The organism is Shewanella sp. SM101 (assembly GCF_025654465.1).
In the GTDB taxonomy this organism is placed as follows: Bacteria; Pseudomonadota; Gammaproteobacteria; order Enterobacterales; family Shewanellaceae; genus Shewanella; species Shewanella oncorhynchi.
This window is the reverse complement of sequence record NZ_JAKKRH010000034.1, coordinates 29,357-52,166: the sequence shown is the minus strand read 5'-3', so window position 1 is coordinate 52,166 and position 22,810 is coordinate 29,357. Positions and strand designations below refer to the sequence as shown.

General features: G+C 44.6%; 20 protein-coding genes and 4 tRNA genes. 7 read left to right on the top strand and 17 right to left on the bottom strand.

Annotated features, from left to right (window positions below; all coding sequences use genetic code 11):
- Positions 1-77 precede the first annotated feature (77 nt).
- The 13 genes from L5M38_RS17535 to motY all read right to left on the bottom strand — a co-directional run bounded on the left by L5M38_RS17535 (position 78) and on the right by motY (position 9,992).
- A tRNA-Lys gene (locus tag L5M38_RS17535) sits at positions 78-153 on the bottom strand.
- A gap of 59 nt (positions 154-212) precedes the next feature.
- A tRNA-Lys gene (locus L5M38_RS17530) sits at positions 213-288 on the bottom strand.
- A gap of 37 nt (positions 289-325) precedes the next feature.
- Positions 326-414: transfer RNA gene (locus L5M38_RS17525), tRNA-Lys, on the bottom strand.
- A 58-nt stretch (positions 415-472) separates the two neighbouring features.
- Positions 473-548: transfer RNA gene (locus L5M38_RS17520), tRNA-Lys, on the bottom strand.
- A 142-nt stretch (positions 549-690) separates the two neighbouring features.
- Complete coding sequence (gene ybgF / locus L5M38_RS17515) at positions 691-1,437, bottom strand: tol-pal system protein YbgF (RefSeq protein ID WP_028760345.1); 747 nt, start codon at positions 1,435-1,437, stop codon at positions 691-693.
- Between the two features lie 24 nt (positions 1,438-1,461).
- A complete protein-coding gene (gene pal, locus L5M38_RS17510; protein ID WP_028760346.1) occupies positions 1,462-1,995 on the bottom strand; it encodes a peptidoglycan-associated lipoprotein Pal in 534 nt (177 codons plus the stop codon).
- Between the two features lie 46 nt (positions 1,996-2,041).
- Complete coding sequence (gene tolB / locus L5M38_RS17505) at positions 2,042-3,370, bottom strand: Tol-Pal system beta propeller repeat protein TolB (protein ID WP_028760347.1); 1,329 nt, start codon at positions 3,368-3,370, stop codon at positions 2,042-2,044.
- A gap of 9 nt (positions 3,371-3,379) precedes the next feature.
- Positions 3,380-4,495: a cell envelope integrity protein TolA gene (gene tolA, locus L5M38_RS17500; protein WP_263179829.1), complete on the bottom strand. Its 1,116-nt coding sequence runs from the start codon at positions 4,493-4,495 to the stop codon at positions 3,380-3,382.
- Positions 4,496-4,930 (bottom strand): protein TolR, encoded by a 435-nt coding sequence (gene tolR, locus L5M38_RS17495; protein ID WP_113938780.1) that lies wholly within the window; start codon positions 4,928-4,930, stop codon positions 4,496-4,498. It abuts the gene before it with no gap.
- Positions 4,930-5,616: a protein TolQ gene (tolQ, locus tag L5M38_RS17490; RefSeq protein WP_028760350.1), complete on the bottom strand. Its 687-nt coding sequence runs from the start codon at positions 5,614-5,616 to the stop codon at positions 4,930-4,932. Before tolQ ends, tolR begins: the two co-directional genes overlap by 1 nt.
- Positions 5,606-6,007, bottom strand: coding sequence for a tol-pal system-associated acyl-CoA thioesterase (gene ybgC / locus L5M38_RS17485; protein WP_006081251.1), 402 nt, complete (start codon positions 6,005-6,007; stop codon positions 5,606-5,608). Before ybgC ends, tolQ begins: the two co-directional genes overlap by 11 nt.
- Positions 6,008-6,178: 171 nt before the next feature.
- Positions 6,179-8,362, bottom strand: coding sequence for a prolyl oligopeptidase family serine peptidase (locus tag L5M38_RS17480; protein ID WP_168823900.1), 2,184 nt, complete (start codon positions 8,360-8,362; stop codon positions 6,179-6,181).
- Between the two features lie 760 nt (positions 8,363-9,122).
- Complete coding sequence (motY, locus tag L5M38_RS17475; RefSeq protein WP_113938782.1) at positions 9,123-9,992, bottom strand: flagellar protein MotY; 870 nt, start codon at positions 9,990-9,992, stop codon at positions 9,123-9,125.
- Between the two features lie 141 nt (positions 9,993-10,133).
- Between motY and rnt the strand changes: the two genes are divergently transcribed.
- Positions 10,134-10,805: a ribonuclease T gene (gene rnt / locus L5M38_RS17470; RefSeq protein WP_105252848.1), complete on the top strand. Its 672-nt coding sequence runs from the start codon at positions 10,134-10,136 to the stop codon at positions 10,803-10,805.
- Between the two features lie 101 nt (positions 10,806-10,906).
- On the opposite strand, the gene L5M38_RS17465 is transcribed toward rnt, so the two are convergent.
- The gene (locus L5M38_RS17465) at positions 10,907-11,512 is read right to left on the bottom strand and encodes a peroxiredoxin C (protein ID WP_006081247.1); all 606 of its coding nucleotides are present in this window, start codon (positions 11,510-11,512) and stop codon (positions 10,907-10,909) included.
- Positions 11,513-11,897: 385 nt separating this feature from the next.
- Here L5M38_RS17465 and L5M38_RS17460 point away from each other — a divergent pair, with 385 nt between their 5' ends.
- The gene (locus L5M38_RS17460) at positions 11,898-13,217 is read left to right on the top strand and encodes a Na+/H+ antiporter family protein (protein ID WP_168823896.1); all 1,320 of its coding nucleotides are present in this window, start codon (positions 11,898-11,900) and stop codon (positions 13,215-13,217) included.
- Positions 13,218-13,381: 164 nt separating this feature from the next.
- On the opposite strand, the gene L5M38_RS17455 is transcribed toward L5M38_RS17460, so the two are convergent.
- The 3 genes from L5M38_RS17455 to upp form a co-directional block, all read right to left on the bottom strand.
- Positions 13,382-14,113: a GGDEF domain-containing protein gene (locus L5M38_RS17455; protein WP_263179827.1), complete on the bottom strand. Its 732-nt coding sequence runs from the start codon at positions 14,111-14,113 to the stop codon at positions 13,382-13,384.
- Complete coding sequence (locus L5M38_RS17450) at positions 14,082-14,786, bottom strand: hypothetical protein (RefSeq protein ID WP_263179826.1); 705 nt, start codon at positions 14,784-14,786, stop codon at positions 14,082-14,084. Before L5M38_RS17450 ends, L5M38_RS17455 begins: the two co-directional genes overlap by 32 nt.
- 253 nt (positions 14,787-15,039) lie before the next feature.
- Positions 15,040-15,666, bottom strand: coding sequence for a uracil phosphoribosyltransferase (gene upp, locus L5M38_RS17445; protein ID WP_006081245.1), 627 nt, complete (start codon positions 15,664-15,666; stop codon positions 15,040-15,042).
- Positions 15,667-15,996: 330 nt separating this feature from the next.
- Here upp and purM point away from each other — a divergent pair, with 330 nt between their 5' ends.
- The 5 genes from purM to asnB all read left to right on the top strand — a co-directional run bounded on the left by purM (position 15,997) and on the right by asnB (position 22,748).
- On the top strand, positions 15,997-17,034 hold the full coding sequence (gene purM / locus L5M38_RS17440) for a phosphoribosylformylglycinamidine cyclo-ligase (RefSeq protein ID WP_006081244.1): 1,038 nt from the start codon (positions 15,997-15,999) through the stop codon (positions 17,032-17,034).
- Positions 17,034-17,678, top strand: a complete 645-nt coding sequence (purN, locus tag L5M38_RS17435; RefSeq protein ID WP_263179823.1) for a phosphoribosylglycinamide formyltransferase — start codon at positions 17,034-17,036, stop codon at positions 17,676-17,678. The genes purM and purN overlap by 1 nt, the downstream gene beginning before the upstream one ends.
- A 157-nt stretch (positions 17,679-17,835) precedes the next feature.
- Positions 17,836-18,582 (top strand): HAD-IIA family hydrolase, encoded by a 747-nt coding sequence (locus L5M38_RS17430; RefSeq protein WP_028760358.1) that lies wholly within the window; start codon positions 17,836-17,838, stop codon positions 18,580-18,582.
- 241 nt (positions 18,583-18,823) lie between these two features.
- Positions 18,824-20,500 carry a M28 family metallopeptidase gene (locus tag L5M38_RS17425; RefSeq protein WP_263179821.1) on the top strand — a complete coding sequence of 559 codons (1,677 nt, stop codon included), beginning with the start codon at positions 18,824-18,826 and terminating at the stop codon, positions 20,498-20,500.
- Positions 20,501-21,083: 583 nt separating this feature from the next.
- Positions 21,084-22,748, top strand: coding sequence for an asparagine synthase B (gene asnB / locus L5M38_RS17420; RefSeq protein WP_263163154.1), 1,665 nt, complete (start codon positions 21,084-21,086; stop codon positions 22,746-22,748).
- Positions 22,749-22,810 lie beyond the last annotated feature (62 nt).

Here is a 22,810-nt window from a genome sequence, read left to right as displayed (position 1 = left end):
CTGCTCTACCGACTGAGCTAACGACCCATCTATTGTCTATTAAAACTGTTACGCTGATTTATACACTTTCAGTAAAGTGGTGGGTCGTGAAGGATTCGAACCTTCGACCAATTGGTTAAAAGCCAACTGCTCTACCGACTGAGCTAACGACCCATCTAGGCATTACGATAAAAATGTTCACTTATTTTGGCATCAGCAATGCGAATAATAAGTGGTGGGTCGTGAAGGATTCGAACCTTCGACCAATTGGTTAAAAGCCAACTGCTCTACCGACTGAGCTAACGACCCATCTGGTGTTGCGCTGATTTACACACTTTCAGTAAAGTGGTGTGTCATTAAGGATTAGAACCATTCGACTGATTGGTTAAAAGCCAACTGCCCTAGCTGCATAAAAAGCGACTGAGCTAACGACCCATTGTACTACTGACTATCTCATTAAATACCACTAACTTATTCTATTCATTAGAGTAAGTGGTGGGTCGTGAAGGATTCGAACCTTCGACCAATTGGTTAAAAGCCAACTGCTCTACCGACTGAGCTAACGACCCATTTACTGGTATTTCACGCCCCGAACGACCTCGCCGCTCTGAGGGCGCCTATAATACCTTTTTCATCTTCTCATGCAAGCGCAAATTCCCAATTTTTTGTCGTTTGCATGAAAAACAGACTAAGAGTATGTTTTTTAGTTAATTACGCTTTAATTGCAGCCAGTTGCTGCTGTGCAATGCGTGCTGCGGCGCTGTTTGCGTAATCTTTGACAACTTGTTGGTAGTATTGCATCGCACCAGCTTTATCACCGGTTTTCTCGGCGATCATGCCAAGCTTCACTAAACTATCGCCACGTTTATTAGAATCACTAAAACGATCAACCACAGTTTTGAAGGCTTGTTTGGCTTCTGCAAATTCGCTCTTATTAAATAATAGCTGTCCTAACCAATAGTTCGCATTCGCGGCATACACAGAGTCTGGGTATTGTTTGATAAAAGCACGGAAGGCAGGAATGGCATCGTCATACTTTCGCTCTTTTAAGACTAAGTTAACGGCATTTTCATAACTTGCAGTTTCACTTAAACTACTTGCGGCAGCATTGGTCGATACCACAGAGGGGATTGATGTGGCTGCAGCTGCAGGTGCGGCAGATGCCTTTGAGGATAAATTAGCAAGCTCATCATATAACTGACGCTGACGCTCTTGCATCTGCTCAATCTGATAATTCTGTTGTTCGGTTAAACCGCGTAAATCGAGAACTTCCTGCTGTAGTGTATCAAGACGACGTTGCATCTCGAGCTCACTTTGTTGTCTCGATTTTACAATACGTTCGATACGAGCAAGTCTGTCATCACCCGAACCACCAGCAATATCTTCCACAGGAGCAGGCGCTGCAACTGCAGCGCCCGCACCAAGGAACATTGCCGTAATTAAGACGGCACGTTTCATTGTGTTACTCTCCGAGATTCAATCTTAGTAAACTAAAACTGCACGACGGTTTTTGCCAAAACCTTCATCAGTGCGAGAAAAATCAAGTGGTTTTTCTTCGCCATAGCTGACTACGCTCATTTGGCTTGGCTGTACGCCCATACCTTGTAGGTATTTAGCAACGGCTTTAGCGCGACGTTCGCCCAGAGCAATGTTGTACTCAGGAGTGCCACGCTCGTCCGCATGACCTTCAATCAGTACGCGCACACTTGGGTGCTCAACTAAGTAAGTACCATGAGCTTCTAATACAGCGGCGAATTCAGTTTGAACTTCACTGCGGTCGAAATCGAAGTAAATGATGTGTTCTTTTCTCAACTCTTCTAACTGCTGACGTTGCTGCTCTTCAGATGACAACATAGCACCCACACCACCAGTTTGAATGCCACCATTCAGTTCGCTACCTGAACCGTTTGTTGAGCCCATTGCATCAGTTTCTGATTCTGAAGTTGAGCTACATGCACTAATAGCCATAATTGGAAGTGCTACCAACATAGCTTTTAACAACTTATTCAGATCCATTACGTGTTCCTTATAAAATTAAATGTGATTAAATCAAGGTATAACATTAGAGAAACGGAGACCAAGAAGGTGATTTCACCTCGCCTTGACCCACGGGTAATCTCGCTTTAAAGCGTCCATCCGTAGAAACAGCTGCTAATACTTGCTTACCTTGGTGTGTAGTGCCATATATGACCATAGTACCATTAGGCGCCACACTTGGGGATTCATCCAAGCGTGTAGAGGTTAGCACCTGCATAAAACGCGTATTTAAATCCATACGCGCAATATTAAACTTACCGTTAGTACGGTTAACAAAAATCATACTACGTCCATCTGGCGTAATTGAACCACCAAGGTTCCATTCACCTTCAAATGTTTCACGACTCACTTTACCTGAGCTTAACTCTACGCGATAAATTTGCGGTCTACCACCACGTTCAGATGTGAAAATCAACGACTTCCCATCAGGATACCATGATGGTTCAGTATCGATAGCATAGTGATTAGTAATACGCTTAATCGCTTTTGTCGCAATATCGATAACATAGATCTCAGGCTGACCATCCTTAGACAGCGTCACAGCCAAAGATTTGCCATCAGGAGAGAAAGCCGGCGCACCGTTAATACCAGGGAAAGAGCTCACTTTAGTGCGCACTTGGGTATAAAGGTCTTGCACGAAAATCTCTGCTTTTTTATTTTCAAAGCTAACATACGCCAAACGACGCCCATCAGGCGACCAAGTGGGTGACATTAATGGCTCAGGTGAGCGCAGTAACATTTGCTCGTTAAAACCATCATAGTCCGCAACCATCAACTGATAAGGTGCTTTTTGAGTATGATTGACCACGACATAGGAGATCCGCGTTAAGAATGCACCGCGAATACCGGTTAACTTTTCATAGACGATATCGCTAATTCTATGACCATATTGACGAAATTGCGCTGCTGAAATCACAGTTTGGCGACTATCCATCAAAAATTCTGTAGCGCTGACTGAGCCTTTCAATGCTTGGTTTTGTGCTTTAACTAAATCGATTAAATCAAAGCTCACCAAATACTGATCGGTTCCGTAAGGTTTCACAGTACCTAACACCACAGCTTCTGCGCCAACGCTAGACCATGAACTAGGTTGAAACTGAGCCAAAGCACCAATATTGCGCTGAGGTAGTCCGAGCTCGTCTAAAGGTTTAAAGGTACCGCTACGAGCTAAGTCAGACATCACCACATCAGCAATCGCTTGTGGCGGTGCGCCAGGACCTTGCCATACAAAAGGCATCACAGCGATGGGACGCGCTGCGTCAACACCTTCTGTGATCACAATATCCAATGCCGCTTTCGCGGGGGTGGTGCACAGCAGAACTGCCAGTGCTAACCATTTTGCCAATATTTTCATGGTGCTCCTTTAATTAAACGTTGGTTCAACGATTAAGTTAATTTCTTTCATCAAGTTATAAACCGCAGGATCCGGAGACACAGGCAGTTTGCCCGCTTTCAAAATCGCCGCTTTTGCTGCACGACAAACGTTGGGATCACCACCTTTTGTTTGGCTGCTGATCACAAACCCATCATTCGCTAAACGCACAGAGACAGTACAAGTCTTTCCACGCATAGATTCATCCACTACCAAATTACGTTGAATAGTTGATTTTATCATTGCCTGATACTTACCGACTTCACTCTGCATCTGCTTATTCATGGTTTGCGACAGCGCCGCTTGCTCAGCCGCTAATGCATCAGCCATTTCCTGCTCTTGATCGGCAAGGGCTTTAGCATCCGCTTTAGCTTTAGCATCCGCTTTAGCTTTAGCATCCGCTTTAGCTTTAGCATCCGCTTTAGCTTTGGCATCAGCTTTAGCTTTGGCATCAGCTTTAGCTTTGGCATCTGCTTTAGCTTTGGCATCAGCTTTAGCTTTGGCATCAGCTTTAGCTTTGGCATCTGCTTTAGCTTTGGCATCAGCCTCCGCTTTAGCTTCCGCATCTGCTTTTTGCTTACGGTCAGTTTCAGCTTTCACTGCAGCAGCTTCTTCAACCTTGCGTTTTTCAGCGGCTTTTTGTGCGGCGTCTTCAGCAATCTTACGCTCCTGCTCTTTCAGCTTACGGTCAGCTTCGGCTTTGACCGCCTTTTCCTTTTCCTGCTGCTGTTTCACCTGGGCTAATTTGGTCGCTTCATTGGCTTTTTGAATCTCAATTTCCTGCTGCTTACGTTCTTGCTCTAGCTGTTTAATCTGAGCTTGTTCGCGCTCGCGTGCCTGTTTCGCTTCTTGAGCTTTGCGTTCAAGCTCGGCTTGACGTTCTTGCTCACGGCGTTCGGCATCACGCTTTTCTTGCTTAAGTTTCTCAACTTGATTAGCCACTTTTTGCTGATCAACCATAACAGCTTTGATTGCTGGTGCGCTAACTTGTTGCATAGGCTCAGGTTTGTGAGAAAAATCTATTCCTAATGCCAGAATAATTATCACGCCAATATGAATACCCGCTGAAATTGACAGAGGTAATGTTACATCTGACTTATCTGCCACCTATTTCTCCTTGGGTGAATCCGTCATCAAACCGACTGATGGCACACCAGCTTGCTGCAGTGTCACCATCAACTGAATCACTTTATCGTAAGGAATATTTCTATCGGCTTTAACCACAACAGGACGCTCAGGTTCAGTCACGATAAGTGCAGCCACTTCCGTTGCCAATTCTTCCAAATCCATAGGCACATTCGTTGAACCGCCTTTATTGAGGAAGTAATCACCGTCACCATCGATAGAAGCAACAATGGGCGGCTTACTGTCATTGGGTAACACTTCTGCCGCCCCTTGAGGCAGCTCCACTTTGACCCCTTGGGTCACTATGGGTGCTGTTACCATAAAAATAATTAACAGCACGAGCATGACGTCGATATAAGGCACCACGTTGATTTCAGCAACGGGGCGACGACGTTTGCGCTGATAAGCTGGTTGCATTATGCCCCTTCCTTCTCACTGTATGCTTGGCGATGCAAAATGCTGGAGAACTCTTCCATAAAGTTTGCGTAAGCCATTTCTAATTTATCGACTTGGGTCGAGAAACGGTTGTACGCAATTACCGCTGGAATTGCAGCAAATAAACCCATAGCCGTTGCAATCAAAGCTTCAGCAATACCGGGTGCAACCATAGCTAAGGTGGCATTTTCCATCGAACCAATAGCGATAAAAGAATTCATGATCCCCCATACCGTACCAAATAAACCGATATAAGGGCTAGTCGAACCAATCGTTGCTAATAACGGTAAGTTAGCTTCTAACTTTTCCATTTCGCGAGACAAGGTCACACGCATAGCTCGCGATGTACCATCCATGACGGCATCGGGCACTTTGCTATTTAATTTATTCAGGCGTGAATATTCCTTAAAGCCAGTCACAAATAATGACTCTAAACCGCTATTATCTGGACGGGATGATAATTCTTTATACAAACGGTTTAAATCAACACCTGACCAAAATTTGTCTTCAAACTTCGCCGATTTACTTTTTGCGGATGTCAGTAAGCTACGGCGTTGTAAAATCACCGTCCAAGACATCACCGACAAGCAAAGTAAAGTGAACATAACAAATTTCACTAATAAACTGGCTTGTAAAAATAACCCAACAATCGACATATCAGCTTGCACTGTCAAACTCCTGCACAATATTTAAGGGAATAGCTCGGGGACGCATACGTGATAGCGCAACACAAACAACCAGCACTGTGCCTTCACAATAACAGTCTCCCTGTTTATCGACCAAGCGTTGATGAAAGATCAACGAGGCCTTTTTCAACTCTATGACCTTAGTTTCAACAATAAGGTTCTGTTCAAAACGTGCTGCTTTGCGAAAATCGAGTTCCGCACGCTTTACGACAAAAGCAGTGTCGTCGGCTAATAACGCAGTCTGACTCACGCCAAGGGCTTTTAGCCACTCGGTTCGCGCGCGCTCAAAAAAGTTGAGGTAGTTCGAATGATAGACAACGCCACCAGCGTCGGTGTCTTCGTAATAGACTGAAATTGGCCAATGAAACATCATTTGAAAATAAGCAAATTTTGGTTGAAAAATTGACGCTTACTATACCTAGGGAAACAAGACTTGTGAATGACCCGATGAAGATATAGATAGGAATAGCGCGGGTTTCAGATGAATAGGGGCAATTGTAAAAGAGAATGGGGTCAAACGACCCCATTTTATTAACATAGTTAGTTATTTTGCGATAGCTTGTGGCAAGGTTAAGCCAAAACTCTGCCACAAGAAACTGTAGATGTCGGCAAATTCGTCGATCTTCATCGCCGTGGGCTTACCCGCTCCATGACCAGCATTTGACTCGATACGCATAATGACTGGTTTATTGCCCTGCTGTTTCTCCTGCAGCATGGCCGCAAACTTGAAACTGTGTAATGGCACAACACGATCATCATGATCCGCTGTCATTACCATAGTCGCAGGATAAGCTTGCGCTTTTACATTGTGATAGGGCGAATAAGCCAATAGCGCAGGGAATTGCTCTGCTTTATCGGCACTACCGTATTCACTCGTCCAAGCCCAACCAATAGTGAACTTGTGAAAACGCAGCATATCCAACACGCCCACGGCAGGTAATACGGCAGCAAAAAGTTCAGGACGTTGAGTCACAGCAGCGCCCATCAACAGACCACCATTACTGCGGCCATAGGCACCGAGTTTAGAGCTGTTGGTATATTTTTCGCTTACCAGATATTCAGCAGCAGCAAAATAGTCATCAAACACATTTTGCTTTTTGTCGAACATCCCCGCTTGATGCCAGCTTTCGCCATACTCAGCACCGCCACGTAAACTCGGCACGGCATAAATGCCACCCATGTCTAACCAAGCGATATTGGCAGGGCTAAAACGTGGTGTCATCGAAATGGCAAAACCACCATAGGCATAAAGTAATGTCGGATTTTGGCCGTTTTTCACTAAGCCCTTTTTATAGGAGAGCATCATAGGCACACGCGTACCGTCTTTGCTGCTATAGAAAACCTGTTCAGAAACATAGTCATCGGGATTAAACGAGACTTTGGGTTTAGCAATGACAGTTGAACCACCAGTTTTAAAATCAAACTTATAGGTGGTTTCAGGCTGAATATAACTATTAAACACATAATAGAAATAATCTTTGCTGGCTTTACCAAAAGGCCCTGCCACATTGCCAAGACCAGGCAATGCCACATCTTGACGCTTCTGACCACCCATACTGTAAATCGATAATTGACCTAACACATCATGTAAATAACTCACCACTAAATGGTCATTAATAATGGCGACATTATTAATCGGATCTTTAGACTCAGGAATAATCGTTTGCCATTGCGATTTATCACTATTGCGGGTGTCAATCGCAATCACTTTACCATTAGGCGCCTCTAAGTCGGTTTTGAAATAAAACACTGAACCATCATTACCGAGAAACTCATATTCAGCTTCTAATTTGAGGATCAATTCCACCACTTGGGATTTAGGCTCAAATAACGATTTATAGAAGAAACGATTACGCTTATCCGTACCTTGAGAAATCGACAGTAATAAGTATTCACCTTTCTCAGAGACATCAATGCCAAAGCCCCAATCTTTATTCTGTGGACGCTCATAAATCAATAGATCTTGATGTTGGTCTGTGCCTAATTTGTGGTAATACACTTTTTGGTTAAAATTAACGTCAGCTAAGACATCCCCCCCTGCAGGGGCATCATAACGGGCGTAGAACACACCTTGATTTTCTTTATCCCACACTGCGCTAGAAAATTTAATCCATTTCAGTTCATCGGCCAGTTTCTTACCGGTTGCAATATCAACGAACTGCCATTGCTGCCAATCTGAGCCAGAATTTGAAACGCCATAGGCTAAAATTTTACCGTCATTACTCACAGCAACGCCGGATAAGGCAACAGTACCATCCGCAGACAGTTTATTTGGGTCAAGAACAGGCTTTTCAACACCATCTAAACCTTTAACGTACAAAACCGATTGCGCCTGTAGGCCATCATTGCGGTAGTAAAATTGATTGTCGCCGTTTTCAAACGGAGCAGAGACTTTTTCGTAATTCCAAAGTTCTGTAATACGTTCGACCACAGCTTGTTTATTGGGGATCTTAGCGAGGTAGGCTTGACCAAAGTCTTGTTGTTCTTTTACCCACTCTTCAGTTTCAGGTGTATTGGCCTCCAGATGACGATAAGGGTCGGCCACCGCAACACCATGAATGGTTTCGACGAGGTCATCTTTTTCAGTGACAGGGTAAACGAGTTTAGTTGCGCTTGCCTGCTCAGTCGAATTTTGCTCAGGTGCATTGCCACTTTGGCAGGCACCGAGTGCCATCCCCAATGTGGCCACTAACAAACCTTGCTTTGCAAGGCGAAATCTTAATGCCATCGTGTTGTCGTCCTTCTTATGGTTTCGGGCTTAAGGCCTTTTCAGCAAGTACTATACAAGCAAAAAAAATCATGGCAATGGCGTAACTTAATATGAAGTTTTTTAAGCTGTATCGTGAATTTAACAAAATAGCAGCAAGGATAAACTTATTGAAGTGTATTATTATGCATTAATAGTGAGTTATAAGTTATTAATCAAGGTAAATAGTGACTTAAGTGATATAAATCACCTTTGTAGCCATTAGAATTACTAATGTTTATGGGCAATTTTTCTCGTTTGTTTTACAACGGGTTTCCCAATAGAATGTGCTTGTTTTCAGGAGATAACTGCTTGCAGATATCGAAAACAAAGAACTTTTAAACTGGTGTGTTCCCAACACTTCAGTTTCTTTTCTGGTTCTTATGCTTGACTTCCTTCCTTCAATTTGTTGATTGCAAATGCATTATTTTTGCGGCCCGCTTAGTTTAAGCGGGCTTTTTTTTAGCATTTCAAACACAATCCTGATTATTGCAACGGCCAAGTTTTATACTTCATCTATATTACTCGTACTTATCCCACTCTCGCTTTCTGCAGTACTTGTTGAGGTGGATATGTCATCACTACAAATTAAAAAATCTCATTATTTTTACCCATACGCGCAAATTGAGCGAATCATTCGATTAAAGTGGCATACTGCCTGAACTCTCCTTCTTTTAAAAACGACAATGCCAAGTCATAAACTTGGCATTGGAAAACACTTAAAACCTAGGTAAAACAAACACTACAAAGGTTTACTGATCCGTATAACAACACGACGGTTACGCGCCCTTTCATCCATATCATCATTGGAAGCCACGTGACGACGCTCACCATGCCCAAATGTGACAATACGATCTTGAGGAATACCACTGGCAACAAAGAACTCTTTTACCGACGCTGCTCGTGTATCCGACACTTTCTGGTTTACTGAACGGCCACCATAGCTGTCGGTATATGCATCCACCAGCACTAACTCTACCAAGGGATCATAGGCTAAATATTCTTGCACCCGAGACAGTTGTTGCTGGGAGAAACGAGTTAAATCGGTTCCGCCTTCATCGTAATTTAATACAGTAAAAGCGATATCTTCAAAGCTATAGGGCAATAAATGCGCTAGACAAGCTTTAAACTCAGTATATTTACGGCCAAAATTAGCTGAAGACAAACCCACAGCTATCTTATTCGACTCGTTATACCAATCAGCATAGTAAAACGTTGGTTCCATACCGCGACTCAACTCTGCCAACATAGACCAAGCTGCACGCTTAGGCACTTCACCGTTAAAGTACTTTTGATAATGTAATGAAGTGATCTCTTTTGATACCACACCAGGACGCCACTGCGGCGCGCGGCTAATTAATTTCGCCTGCGTCACTTGATCAGGTTTTACCCACATATCTAAGGTAAAAGTCATATTCTGCTGTTTACCTGCTTCACTGGTAAAAATCGCTTTACCGTAAGAAGGAATATCATGCTCAAGGCGACAGACGATGGGAGTATTTTCACTCACTCGCCACTGGGAATCACTTAAAGAGGCGACATAATGGCGCAACTCTGCCATTGCAGTTGCTGGAACGCATAAAATTGATACTAATATCAGTTTTCGCCACATAGCCTTTACTCATGTTTAATCGGTTACATGGCTTTATCGGCAAACTATTTAGTTCCTTTAGCTCATAAAACCACCAATCAAGCATGACACACCCCAACACATTTAGCATAATAGCGCCCTGTGAATTTTCTTGAGTACTTTATGAGTGACATTTGCGACGCGAACAAATTGAAATACCGATTTCGAGGCTACTTTCCCGTAGTCATTGATGTCGAAACTGCGGGCTTCAACTCTCAAACCGATGCGTTGCTAGAAATTGCCGTCACCCTACTAAAAATGGACAATGAAGGTGTGATAGGAATCGATAAAACCCTACACTTCCACATTGAGCCCTTTGAAGGTGCAAATTTAGAACCCGAAGCGTTAGCATTCAACGGTATTGATCCCACTAATCCGTTACGGGGAGCGGTGAGCGAGAAAGAAGCCTTTTTAGAAATCTTTAAAGCCGTGAAGAAAGCCCAAAAAGCCTCCGACTGCCATCGCAGTATCATAGTGGCGCACAATGCGGCATTCGATCATGGTTTTGTGAGTAAGGCGATAGAACGTTGCGACTTAAAACGCTCGCCGTTTCATCCTTTTGCCACCTTTGACACAGCAACGCTCGCCGGACTCGCCATTGGTCATACCGTACTTGCCAAGGCATGCATTATGGCGGGTATTCCCTTCGATAATAAAGAAGCCCATTCGGCGCTATATGATACCGAACGTACCGCGGAGCTTTTTTGTCACATAGTGAATCGTTGGAAATCATTAGGTGGCTGGCCGTTACTGGCCGTGGATGCGCAGGATGCAGAAAGCGGTACTGTGGAATAAATTGAACAGTTAACACGAGATCTTCAGCAATGAAAAAACAAAAAAGCTGCCATTGGCAGCTTTTTTCATTTAACAGGCGACTGTGATTAGAAAAGTACTAATTACAGTGAGCTTGCATTTTCAGACAGGTAAGCAGCAACACCTTCAGTGCTTGCATTCATACCTTTATCGCCTTTTTCCCAGCCAGCAGGACAAACATCACCGTGCTCTTCATGGAATTGCAGTGCATCGATCATACGTAGCATTTCATCAACGTTACGGCCTAATGGTAGATCGTTAACGACTTGGTGACGAACCATGCCTTCTTTGTCGATCAAGAATGAACCACGGAAAGCCACACCCGCTTCTGGATGCTCAACATCGTATGCTTTACAGATTTCATGTTTAACATCAGCCACTAGCGTATATTTAACTTGGCCAATACCGCCTTTTTCAACTGGGGTGTTACGCCATGCATTGTGGGTAAACTGAGAATCGATAGACACACCAATCACTTCTACGCCACGCTTAGTGAACTCTTCCATACGGTGATCAAAAGCGATCAACTCTGATGGGCAAACGAAAGTGAAGTCAAGTGGATAGAAGAATACGACGGCTGGTTTGCCTTTGATGGCTGCAGTCAAGTTAAAGCTATCAACGATTTCGCCAGAACCTAATACAGCTGCAGCAGTAAAATCAGGAGCCTGACGGCCTACTAATACGCTCATTTTATATCTCCATCTATGAGTTGAACTAAGTGTAAGGCAAGATGCCTTCTAGCCAGTATGTTCTCAACCTAGGTCAAGTTAAATCCTTACTGATTAAAAGGTGTTCTTACCAATCAAATCCTTAGGCATTATAAGTCGTGTGCTGTGCCTTACAACCTATTTAAGACCAATATCACATTTTTCAAGGGTATTTCCGTTTTGCCTGACTAAGGATAGAGCATTCTGCGTACCGAGTGTGCGGAGCAATCCACATTCGGCTAACAGACAAAACCCAGCATGATCACATTTTCAGATATTTTTCAGATAAGCCCTCGGCAAACTGGACATCCACTGCCTTTGCAGTCGAAAATAGCTCCTTTGGCTTAAAGAATTAAGAAAATTGATAATGAATGCAGTCGTAATTGCAGTGTGCTTAATGTTAGCACTCAGTTTAGCTAGGGTGAATGTGGTTATTGCCCTGACCGTGAGCGCCCTCGTGGCGGGATTGGTAGGCGGAATGGATCTGCACCAAACTATAGATGCCTTTAATACAGGCTTAGGTGGCGGCGCACAAATTGCGCTCAGTTATGCATTATTAGGTGCTTTCGCTGTCGCACTATCGCATTCAGGCTTAACGACGCTGATTTCTAGAAGCATCATTAGTAGCCTTGGACAAGATCCTAATCCCACAAACACTAACTGGGTACGCTGGTTACTGCTGTTATCGCTACTCGTTATGTCGATGGCTTCACAGAATATTTTACCGATCCATATCGCCTTCATTCCGATTTTAGTGCCACCACTCTTACATGTGATGACCAAACTGAACATCGACCGCCGCCTTGTGGCTTGTGTTCTAACCTTCGGCCTAGTCACCACCTATATGATTTTACCGATTGGTTTTGGTGGCATTTTCTTAAATGATATTCTGCTTTCCAACTTAACCAGCAATGGCTTAGCCGCTGCTCGCGAGCAAATTCCGCCAGCCATGTTAATCCCTGCCGCGGGTATGGTCGTAGGGTTACTCACTGCAGTATTCATCAGTTACCGTAAACCTCGGACTTACGACGAGGCAAAAGTGTTGGTCGCTGAACCTGAAGAAAATCTCAACAAACGCAATATCATCATTGCTGCACTGGCGATATTAGCCACTCTCATCGTACAACTTGAAACTGACTCTATGATTTTTGGTGCCTTAGTCGGCTTCATGATTTTCAGTTTTTCGGGTGCCTTGAAGCATGTCGCCGACCAAGATATCTTCAACCAAGGTGTGCGAATGATGGCCAATATCGGCTTTATCATGATTTCAGCCGCAGGCTTTGCCGCTGTAGTGAAAGAAACCGGTGAAGTGGGTACGCTTGTGGCCTCGCTTAGCGACATCATTGGGGATAATAAAGCCCTCGCAGCCTTTTTGATGCTACTGGTTGGGCTACTGATCACTATGGGAATTGGGTCGTCTTTCTCCACCATTCCAATTATCGCGACGATATATGTACCATTGGCATTGAGTTTTGGTTTTTCAGTAGCGGCCACAATCGCGTTAGTTGGCACTGCAGCCGCGCTGGGTGATGCGGGCTCGCCAGCATCAGATTCCACCTTAGGTCCCACTGCAGGTTTGAATGCCGATGGTCAACATGATCACATTCGTGACAGCGTGATACCAACATTTATCCACTACAATATTCCACTATTAGTGTTTGGTTGGATTGCAGCAATGGTGTTATAAGTGTTATCGCAGATGTTTACATTACCGTATTAGAAAGTAACAACAGCGTGGCATTCTCCGCGCTGTTTTTTATCTCGGGTATTCACTTTATTGCGGGCAGCTGGTTAACTCACTGATTCACTCGATAACTCACGTAATAACTCACGTAATAATGAACGTGATAATTAAGGTGTCAGGTCAAGCTTGCGACTTCCTTGCTTATTCTTTTTATCCTCATATAACGCTTTATCCGCCGCTTGTAGCACTGCCTCAAAGGAAGCATAATCTTGCGAATCAGCCACACCGCAGGAGACTGTCAGCACATTTAAAAACTGCCGCTCTGCGACCGCCTGACGTAAATGTTCAGCCAACAATAAGGCCCGTTCAAAAGTACAATTAGCCAAGATGACGACAAACTCATCACCGCCGGTTCTGATTAACAAATCATTTTCTCGAAATACACTGCGCATCGCATCAACAATTTGCATGATCGCCATATCCCCGAGTTTATGCCCATAGGTATCATTAATGGTTTTGATTTTGTCGCCATCCACGCAGATCACCGCATAATGCCCCTTAGTCGCGACATCAAACAGTGTGGTCTCATAGACTTTCTTATTATAGGTTCGAGTAAAAGCATCCAATAACATCGCTTCACTAAACCGTTGACGCTCAGTACGAAGTTTCCTAAAACGATTGATATTAATTTGAACGAAGAAGATTACGATAGATAACAAAAACCACAGGGGTAAATTCCACACAATGAAACGAAATATACTGATTTTATATGTCAGTGAAGTCATGTTATCTAAATGATTTGTCATCGAATAAAACAAGAACTCCGGCGTCAGTTCAGCCCAAAGGCTATCTGTCGTGATCACCAACTCAGTACCATAATCCGTTCTGCAATTCAACATGTTTATTACGCATAAAAACCGACGTCATTAAGGCCGTGTCGGCAATAACATCACCGATGAAATGATTAGGATCATTAGATGATGAAATCGGTGATGCCATCGATAAAATGACTTTCCCACTGACTTCATCTTGATAAGGAATGGATAATACGATTCCATCGGCTAAGGACTCTGGGGTCGCGTCTTTCGCGCAATAGTGCAGACTCTGACAAAACTCATTCGTTGAAGTACGGTCTTTAATCAGCCGCGCTTTTACGTCCTCAGGAATTGGGGTGGCAAAATACATGGCATCACTGCGATAAAGTCCCACATACAGGAATATATCTTCGGCATTGGTCTTTTTACTGGAATAGAGATAATCAAAGTAGCGTAAGACTTGTTCTTCTTCTGCGGAAAGCACTCCCCCTTGCGGCAGCATTAATCTGGAAGGGTCAAGTTGAAAAAGCGCTAAAGAGGATTTATTGAAATCAATAATATCGTGCAGAGATAAGCTTTTACCGAGCAGTTCAATATAACTCGGTGTAAGTTGCTCATTTTTTACAAAAGACACAAAGGATTTATGCTCTCTATCGATTTTAATCGGTAATAGAATAAGTAGGAGTACGACAAACAAGAGGGTCGCAAATTCAAATGATCGACGCAATAATAACCAGTTGAGAGCCGAATTTCCCATAATTCCTCTTAATCCCTGTTCTACCGACAATGTACCTTGCACAAAACGTAAACTGCGATCAATAACATTGCAAAATAAGCCAATAAAAACAACTTCAATAGATAATTATTATTTAGCTTATTCTAAACTTTAGCAGCTTAAGATAAAGTTGTTATTTCTGTATTGAACAAAAACAAAAAGGGAGCCTAGGCTCCCTTACTGACCACATCCGCTCAATTGAGCATCAGCAACTCAGATTATTTAGCAACTTTGGCTATTTAGTACCAAAGATTTTATCGCCCGCATCACCAAGACCAGGCAGGATATAGCCCTTCTCATTGAGGCACTTGTCGATAGCAGCGGTATATAACTCGATATCAGGATGCGCCGCTTCTAAGGCTTTAATGCCTTCAGGCGCAGCCACTAGCACTAAGGCCTTAATTGAAGTGCAACCGCGCTTTTTCAATAAATCGACGGTCGCAATCATAGAACCACCTGTCGCCAACATAGGGTCGACAACTAAAGCGATACGCTCGTTCATGTCGCTGGCCAGCTTCTCAAAATAAGGCACTGGCTCAAGGGTCTCTTCATCACGGTAAATACCGACAACTGAGATACGCGCACTTGGAATGTGCTCGAGTACGCCGTCCATCATACCCAAACCCGCACGTAAAATTGGCACGACAGTGACTTTTTTACCTTTGATTTGATCGACCTCAACCGGACCATTCCAGCCTTCAATCGTCACCGTTTCAGTTTCGAAATCTGCGGTAGCTTCATAGGTTAATAAACTACCCACTTCGGCGGCTAGTTCACGGAAACGTTTAGTGCTAATGTCACCTTCGCGCATTAAACCGATTTTGTGACGCACTAAAGGATGTTTAACCTCGACAACTTTCATTTTTCTCTCCTGCTTATTTTTCGGCGTATTATTTTAGGCAAATTTTTCAGATTCTAGTTGATTTGTTTACTAGGTAAAACAGAAAGTTTTGCCATTCGGTCTAATCGTGAGCTATCTCCCAAGAATAATCCCCAATCGTCTAAGATACCTACTGTGATTTACTATTTTGTGACCAAACTCAAGACCTCTAAAAATAGAATATCTCGCATTCAGACCAAAAAAACTCCGCCGAGGGGCATAAATCCAAATCATGACTTTCGACCCCTAGCACAAGCTGGTAGAATACCGCCGCATAAAATCCAATAACGATGTACCCGAGAGGATCCCTCCGTGAGCACACCTACCCCACTGAGCTATAAAGATGCCGGCGTTGATATTGATGCAGGTAATGCACTGGTAAGTAACATTAAAGCAGCCGTTAAACGTACCCGTCGTCCAGAAGTTATGGGCAACTTAGGTGGTTTTGGCGCCCTGTGTGAAATCCCCACTAAATACAAGCAACCGGTTTTAGTGTCTGGCACCGACGGTGTTGGAACTAAATTGCGTTTAGCCATCGACTATAAAAAACACGACACTGTCGGCATAGACTTAGTTGCTATGTGTGTGAACGATTTAATCGTTCAAGGTGCTGAGCCACTGTTTTTCCTCGATTACTATGCGACAGGCAAGCTGGATGTTGAAACCGCGACGTCTGTTGTCAACGGTATCGGCGAAGGTTGTTTCCAATCTGGTTGTGCGTTAATCGGCGGTGAAACCGCTGAAATGCCAGGCATGTACGAAGGTGAAGATTACGACCTAGCAGGTTTCTGCGTGGGCGTAGTTGAAAAAGCCGACATCATTGACGGTAGCAAAGTTGCAGCGGGTGATGCGCTTATCGCATTAGCCTCGAGCGGCCCTCATTCAAATGGTTACTCTTTAGTACGTAAAGTATTAGAAGTGAGCCAAGCAGACCCTCAACAAGATCTCAATGGCAAACCGCTAATTGAACATCTACTTGAGCCAACTAAAATTTACGTGAAATCATTGCTGAAACTGATCGCAGCATCAGATGTACATGCAATGGCACACATTACTGGCGGCGGCTTCTGGGAAAACATCCCGCGCGTACTGCCAGATAATTTAAAAGCGGTTATCCAAGGCGATTCATGGCAATGGCCTGCTGTTTTCAGTTGGTTAATGGAAAATGGCAACATTGCAGAATATGAAATGTATCGCACCTTCAACTGTGGCGTCGGCATGTTAGTCGCGCTGCCAGCCGATAAAGTGGATGCAGCACTTGCATTACTGGCTGCAGAAGGCGAACAAGCTTGGCTGATCGGTGCTATCGCAGATCGTGAAGGCAATGAAGAGCAAGTGGAGATCCTGTAATGCCCCAGAGCTGTCGTGTAGTTGTATTAATTTCCGGAAATGGCAGTAACCTGCAAGCGATTATCGACGGTTGCGACGATAATCTGCAGGCCGAAGTTGTCGGAGTCATCAGTAATAAACCCGATGCCTATGGCCTAGTGCGCGCCCATCATGGCGAAATTGATACCAGCTGCGTGATAGCTCACCAAGGTGAATCTCGCTCTGAATACGATGCGCGTTTAATGACAGTGATTGAACAGTACCAACCCGATTTAATCGTGTTGGCAGGATTTATGCGGATCTTAACCGATGATTTCGTGAATCATTACCTAGGTCGCATGATCAATATCCATCCTTCACTGTTACCGAAATACACTGGCTTAAACACCCATCAACGTGCCATTGACGCTAACGACAGCGAACATGGTGCCAGCGTGCATTTTGTCACGCCAGAGCTGGATGCAGGTCCGGTGATTTTACAGGCAAAAGTGCCTGTTTATGAAGAAGATACCGCTGACATGCTCGCCGCCCGTGTACATGAGCAAGAACATGCCATTTATCCACTCGTGGTGAAATGGTTTAGTCAGCAACGTCTTAACATGCAAAATAGCCAAGCCTATCTTGATGGCACTCTTATCGGCCCAAGCGGTTACGCGCCTGATTAGTTTCGCTTTAAAGCAATGGTAGCGAGATCACAAATGGAGACCTTAGGGTCTCTATTTTTTTAACTATTTTCCACAAAAGCATTGTTTTCTGGGGCAATGTGGCATTAGATAACTTAACGAAAAGTGATTTTTGCTCGGCATGACAAGAGACTATTAGATGAAAAATATTATCTGCGATATCGATGGTGTACTACTGCACGACAATAAACTGATCCCCGGCAGCGACAAATTTATCCAGCGCATTTTAGAGCAAGGCAATCCGTTAGTGATATTGACTAACTATCCCGTACAAACGGGTAAGGATCTGCAAAACCGTTTAAGTGCCGCCGGTATTGATATTCCTGAAGAATGCTTTTACACCTCCGCCATGGCCACCGCCGACTTTTTAAAACACCAAGAAGGCAGCAAGGCCTATGTCATTGGCGAAGGCGCCCTCACCCACGAACTCTACAAAGCAGGCTTTACCATTACCGATATTAACCCCGATTTTGTGATTGTCGGTGAAACCCGCTCCTACAACTGGGAAATGATCCATAAAGCGGCAGGCTTCATCGCACGCGGCGCGCGCTTTATTGCCACTAACCCCGATACTCACGGTCCAGCCTACAGCCCTGCTTGTGGTGCACTCTGCTCACCCATCGAACGTATTACCGGTAAGAAACCTTTCTACGTGGGCAAACCGAGTGCTTGGATTATTCGCTCTGCACTTAATCATATTGATGGACACTCGGAAGACACTGTCATCATAGGTGACAATATGCGTACCGATATTTTGGCGGGCTTCCAAGCAGGGCTTGAAACCATTCTGGTCACCAGTGGCGTGAGTAAGCTTGAAGATATTGACAAAGAACCCTTCCGCCCGAACCATGTGTTTGCCTGCGCGGGCGACATCGATGTTGTTTAAACAATTATCTAAACCTTTGTCTAACCCTGCGTAGCCAGTCATTCTACAAGTCATTCCAACATTACCCATGCAATACGCCTTACCCAAAGGCGTATTGCATAGGGTAAAGCAACATTAAGTAACATATTCACCTTCTTCTCAACCTTGTGGCTCACCGCGGCTTGCTTCATGATAAGTCTCGCTTCTGATTGATTAACATAAATCTAAAATACCTTAATTAAAACAACAGTAGGATTAACCTATGCGACGTCTGTATCCACTCTGTGCGTTGGCCATGCTCAATGCCTGTAGTCCAAATGTATCAGAGCCTGATGGCAACAGCACTTTGGCTGAACTCAAACCAGTGCAGTTTAATGAAGCGCGCTTTAGAAATGATATTAAAGCCCTATCATCCGATGAATTTGAAGGCCGTGCGCCCACCACTCACGGTGAAAAACTCACCTTGGATTATTTGACCAAAGCCTTTACAGAGATGGGACTCAAGGGCGCGTACCAAGGCAGCTTTTTACAACCTGTGCCTATGGTGAGCTATACCGCAGATGAAGCGCAGCAAGTCACGCTGGCAGGATTACCCTTTAAATACCGAAAAGATCTAGTGCTCAGCAGTCGCCACGATAACGGTGGTATTAGTATTGAGAACGCACCATTAGTCTTCGTCGGCTATGGGGTGAATGCCCCTGAATATGGTTGGAATGATTACCAAGATCTCGACATGAAAGGCAAAATCGCGGTGATCTTAGTGAACGATCCCGGCTTTGCTCGCCCAGACTCGGGTAAATTCAACGGCAAAGCCATGACCTATTACGGCCGTTGGAGCTACAAATTTGAAGAGGCCAGTCGTCAAGGTGCACTCGGCGCACTGATTATCCATGATACCGAGCCCGCCTCTTACCCTTGGTCCGTGATAGAAAATAGTTGGACTGGACCACAGCAAGATCTGGTCCTCAGTAAAGCAGAACAAGATAGCCGTATCCAAGTCGAAGGCTGGCTTACACTGGACGCGGCTACGCAACTGTTCGATAAAGCCGGTTTATCACTGCCGAGCTTGATGGCGCGTGCCGCCGACAGTTCAATCAATTTACCCCTTGAGCAAACGGCCAACATCGCCTTTAAAAATAAAGCCGAATACGCGAATAGCTACAATGTGGTCGCCACACTCCCCGGCAGCACACAAGCCGACGAGCAAATCCTCTACACCGCCCATTGGGATCACATAGGTAAAGACGAGAGGAAAGAAGGCGATCAGATTTATAACGGCGCCATGGATAATGCCTCGGGCACTGCCGGCATTCTCGAAATCGCCAGACAATTAGCCGACAATGCCAAACAAGGCCATGGTTTAGCGCGCTCGGTCACCTTTATTGCCACCACAGGTGAAGAACAGGGCTTACTCGGTTCGCGCTATTACGCCGCCAATCCACTTTACCCTATCGACAAAACCGTGGCAGTGTTAAACCTCGACAGCACGAATATCTATGGCAAAACCAATGACTTTACCATTGTCGGCAAAGGTAAATCCGAGTTAGAAACTTATCTTATCGATGCGGCGAAACAACAAAACCGCATCGCCATGGGTGAGAAAAATCCCGCTTCGGGCGGTTTCTTCCGTTCAGATCATTTCAGCTTTGCCAAACTTGGCGTGCCAGCGGTATTTGCTGGCGGCGGTAGCAACCCCGTTGACGAAGCCACGGCTGCTTATAAAACCCAGATGCAAGCCACAATGAAGGGCTGTTATCACAATGTCTGCGATGAATATCGTGAAGATTGGGATTTAAGCGGCGCGCTGCAAGACTTGCAAATCTACTACCAAGTCACACGCACATTGGGCAACAGCCAAGATTGGCCGGGATATTATCAAGGCACAGAATTCAATAGCCTGCGCCCAGCCAAAACAACGCTGGAAACGGACGCAAAGTAACAGGCTAAGTCTGTGGCTTCTTGCGAGAGACCGTTGGGTTAGTCGTCTCTTATTGACGCCTGCTAGTCGCACCTGCGAAATAAAGCGCCTCCTCCGCCAGCCAAAGCGCCAAACAAGACCTACAAGCACGTGAACCATTCACGTGCTTTTTTGTTTTCAGCTCACAAACAATGCCGTTATCGCGAAATATCCATCCTGCCACACCATTCAGAATAGTCTTATGCCATTGGTTAATGTCAAACTCGGCTCATTAATTGATTAAAAATAAAACACTTAAACGAGCCAACTCCTTGTTTAAGGGCTTTTTTAGCGGTTTTTCTATCATCGACACTTTTTCAAAACACATTGTGAATTCCCCAAAACTCTCCATGCCAAATCAAACAATAAAAACAAATCATCAAAAATAACGCAAATTAAATGAATTATTCTCAAATAAAACCATAAAACATAAACGTCTAAATCAACAAAAACGTCAATAAACAGATAAAACATCAAAAATAGTGTTTGGCAAATGCCTAAATTGCTGGCACATTAAACCTCAATTGAGACATCCTCAAATGACAGACAGTGTGGGAGTTGTACTATGTGTTCAATCTTTTCGATTTTAGATATCCAATCTGATGCCAAAGAACTGCGCCAAGTCGCGCTAGAAATGTCTAAGCTCATGCGCCACCGTGGCCCTGACTGGTCAGGTATTTATGCCAGTGATAAGGCGATTCTTGCCCACGAACGTTTAGCGATTGTTGACATTGAACACGGTGCTCAGCCACTGCTGACCGAAGATGGCAGCTTGATCCTTGCGGTCAACGGCGAAATCTATAACCACAAAGAATTGAAAGCCCAGTTAGGCGATAAGTACAGCTATCAAACCAACTCTGACTGCGAAGTGATCTTGGCGCTGTATCAAGAATATGGCACTGAATTTCTTGATAAATTAAACGGTATCTTCGCCTTTGTGTTATATGACAAAGCCCAAGATAGATACCTTATCGGCCGCGATCACATGGGTATTATCCCGCTATACACAGGCCGTGACGCTGCGGGTAACTTCTATGTTGCCTCCGAAATGAAAGCCTTGATGCCAGTGTGTAAAACGGTAGAAGAGTTCTTACCGGGCCGCTATCTGTATTCAAAAGATGGTGAAGCCGTTAAATACTATAGCCGCGATTGGCAAAGCTATGATGCGGTTAAAGATAACCCAGCCAGCCAAGAAGAATTGCGTGACGCATTAGAAGCGGCGGTCAAACGTCAATTAATGTCAGACGTGCCCTATGGTGTGTTGCTGTCGGGCGGCTTAGATTCATCGATCATTTCCGCCGTGACGCAAACCTTTGCTAAACGCCGTATTGAAGACGATGGCGAAACCAACGCTTGGTGGCCACAGTTACATTCCTTTGCCGTCGGCCTTGAAGGTGCGCCAGATTTAATCGCCGCCAAAAAGGTCGCCGAAGCGATTGGTACGATTCACCATGAGATCCATTTCACCTTCCAAGAAGGCTTAGATGCGATTAAAGAAGTGATCTATCACTTAGAAACCTACGATGTCACCACCATACGTGCTGCCACGCCAATGTATTTAATGGCGCGTAAAATCAAAGCGATGGGCATTAAGATGGTGTTATCGGGTGAAGGTGCTGACGAGCTATTTGGCGGCTATTTATACTTCCATAAAGCGCCAAACGCACAGGCATTCCACGAGGAATTAGTCCGCAAACTCGACAAGCTGCATCTGTTCGATTGTCTGCGAGCCAACAAAGCCATGGCCGCTTGGGGATTAGAAGCTCGCGTGCCCTTCCTCGATAAAGAGTTTATGGATGTGGCGATGCGCATCAACCCTGAAGCGAAAATGTCTAAGGATGGCCGTATTGAGAAACACATTCTGCGTAAAGCCTTTGAGCATAAATTGCCAAAAGAAGTGGCGTGGCGTCAAAAGGAACAATTCAGTGACGGCGTTGGCTACTCTTGGATTGACGGTTTGAAAGAACAAGCTGCGGCGCGTGTGGATGATTTACAATTGGCGAACGCGAAATTCCGTTTCCCATACAACACGCCAGAAACCAAAGAAGCCTATTTCTATCGCTGCTTCTTTGAGGAACATTATCCACTGAGCGGCGCTGCAGAAACGGTTCCAGGCGGTAAATCCGTCGCCTGTTCAACGCCAGAAGCATTGGCTTGGGACGAAAGCTTACGCGGCATTATCGACCCATCAGGCCGAGCAGTGCGCTCTGTACACACCTCAAGTTATTAATAGCCTAACGTTGAAGAACTAGGTTAGTAAACTGAGCTGATGAGCTAGATTAATCATATAAA

Excerpts from the sequence above, each read along its gene's own strand:
- ybgF (WP_028760345.1), bottom strand. The coding sequence starts at position 1,437 with ATGAAACGTGCCGTCTTAATTACGGCAATGTTCCTTGGTGCGGGCGCT.
- pal (WP_028760346.1), bottom strand. The coding sequence starts at position 1,995 with ATGGATCTGAATAAGTTGTTAAAAGCTATGTTGGTAGCACTTCCAATT.
- tolB (WP_028760347.1), bottom strand. The coding sequence starts at position 3,370 with ATGAAAATATTGGCAAAATGGTTAGCACTGGCAGTTCTGCTGTGCACC.
- tolR (WP_113938780.1), bottom strand. The coding sequence starts at position 4,930 with ATGCAACCAGCTTATCAGCGCAAACGTCGTCGCCCCGTTGCTGAAATC.
- ybgC (WP_006081251.1), bottom strand. The coding sequence starts at position 6,007 with ATGATGTTTCATTGGCCAATTTCAGTCTATTACGAAGACACCGACGCT.
- L5M38_RS17480 (WP_168823900.1), bottom strand. The coding sequence starts at position 8,362 with ATGGCATTAAGATTTCGCCTTGCAAAGCAAGGTTTGTTAGTGGCCACA.
- motY (WP_113938782.1), bottom strand. The coding sequence starts at position 9,992 with ATGTGGCGAAAACTGATATTAGTATCAATTTTATGCGTTCCAGCAACT.
- rnt (WP_105252848.1), top strand. The coding sequence starts at position 10,134 with ATGAGTGACATTTGCGACGCGAACAAATTGAAATACCGATTTCGAGGC.
- L5M38_RS17465 (WP_006081247.1), bottom strand. The coding sequence starts at position 11,512 with ATGAGCGTATTAGTAGGCCGTCAGGCTCCTGATTTTACTGCTGCAGCT.
- L5M38_RS17460 (WP_168823896.1), top strand. The coding sequence starts at position 11,898 with ATGAATGCAGTCGTAATTGCAGTGTGCTTAATGTTAGCACTCAGTTTA.
- L5M38_RS17455 (WP_263179827.1), bottom strand. The coding sequence starts at position 14,113 with ATGTTGAATTGCAGAACGGATTATGGTACTGAGTTGGTGATCACGACA.
- L5M38_RS17450 (WP_263179826.1), bottom strand. The coding sequence starts at position 14,786 with ATGGGAAATTCGGCTCTCAACTGGTTATTATTGCGTCGATCATTTGAA.
- upp (WP_006081245.1), bottom strand. The coding sequence starts at position 15,666 with ATGAAAGTTGTCGAGGTTAAACATCCTTTAGTGCGTCACAAAATCGGT.
- purN (WP_263179823.1), top strand. The coding sequence starts at position 17,034 with ATGCCCCAGAGCTGTCGTGTAGTTGTATTAATTTCCGGAAATGGCAGT.
- L5M38_RS17430 (WP_028760358.1), top strand. The coding sequence starts at position 17,836 with ATGAAAAATATTATCTGCGATATCGATGGTGTACTACTGCACGACAAT.
- L5M38_RS17425 (WP_263179821.1), top strand. The coding sequence starts at position 18,824 with ATGCGACGTCTGTATCCACTCTGTGCGTTGGCCATGCTCAATGCCTGT.
- asnB (WP_263163154.1), top strand. The coding sequence starts at position 21,084 with ATGTGTTCAATCTTTTCGATTTTAGATATCCAATCTGATGCCAAAGAA.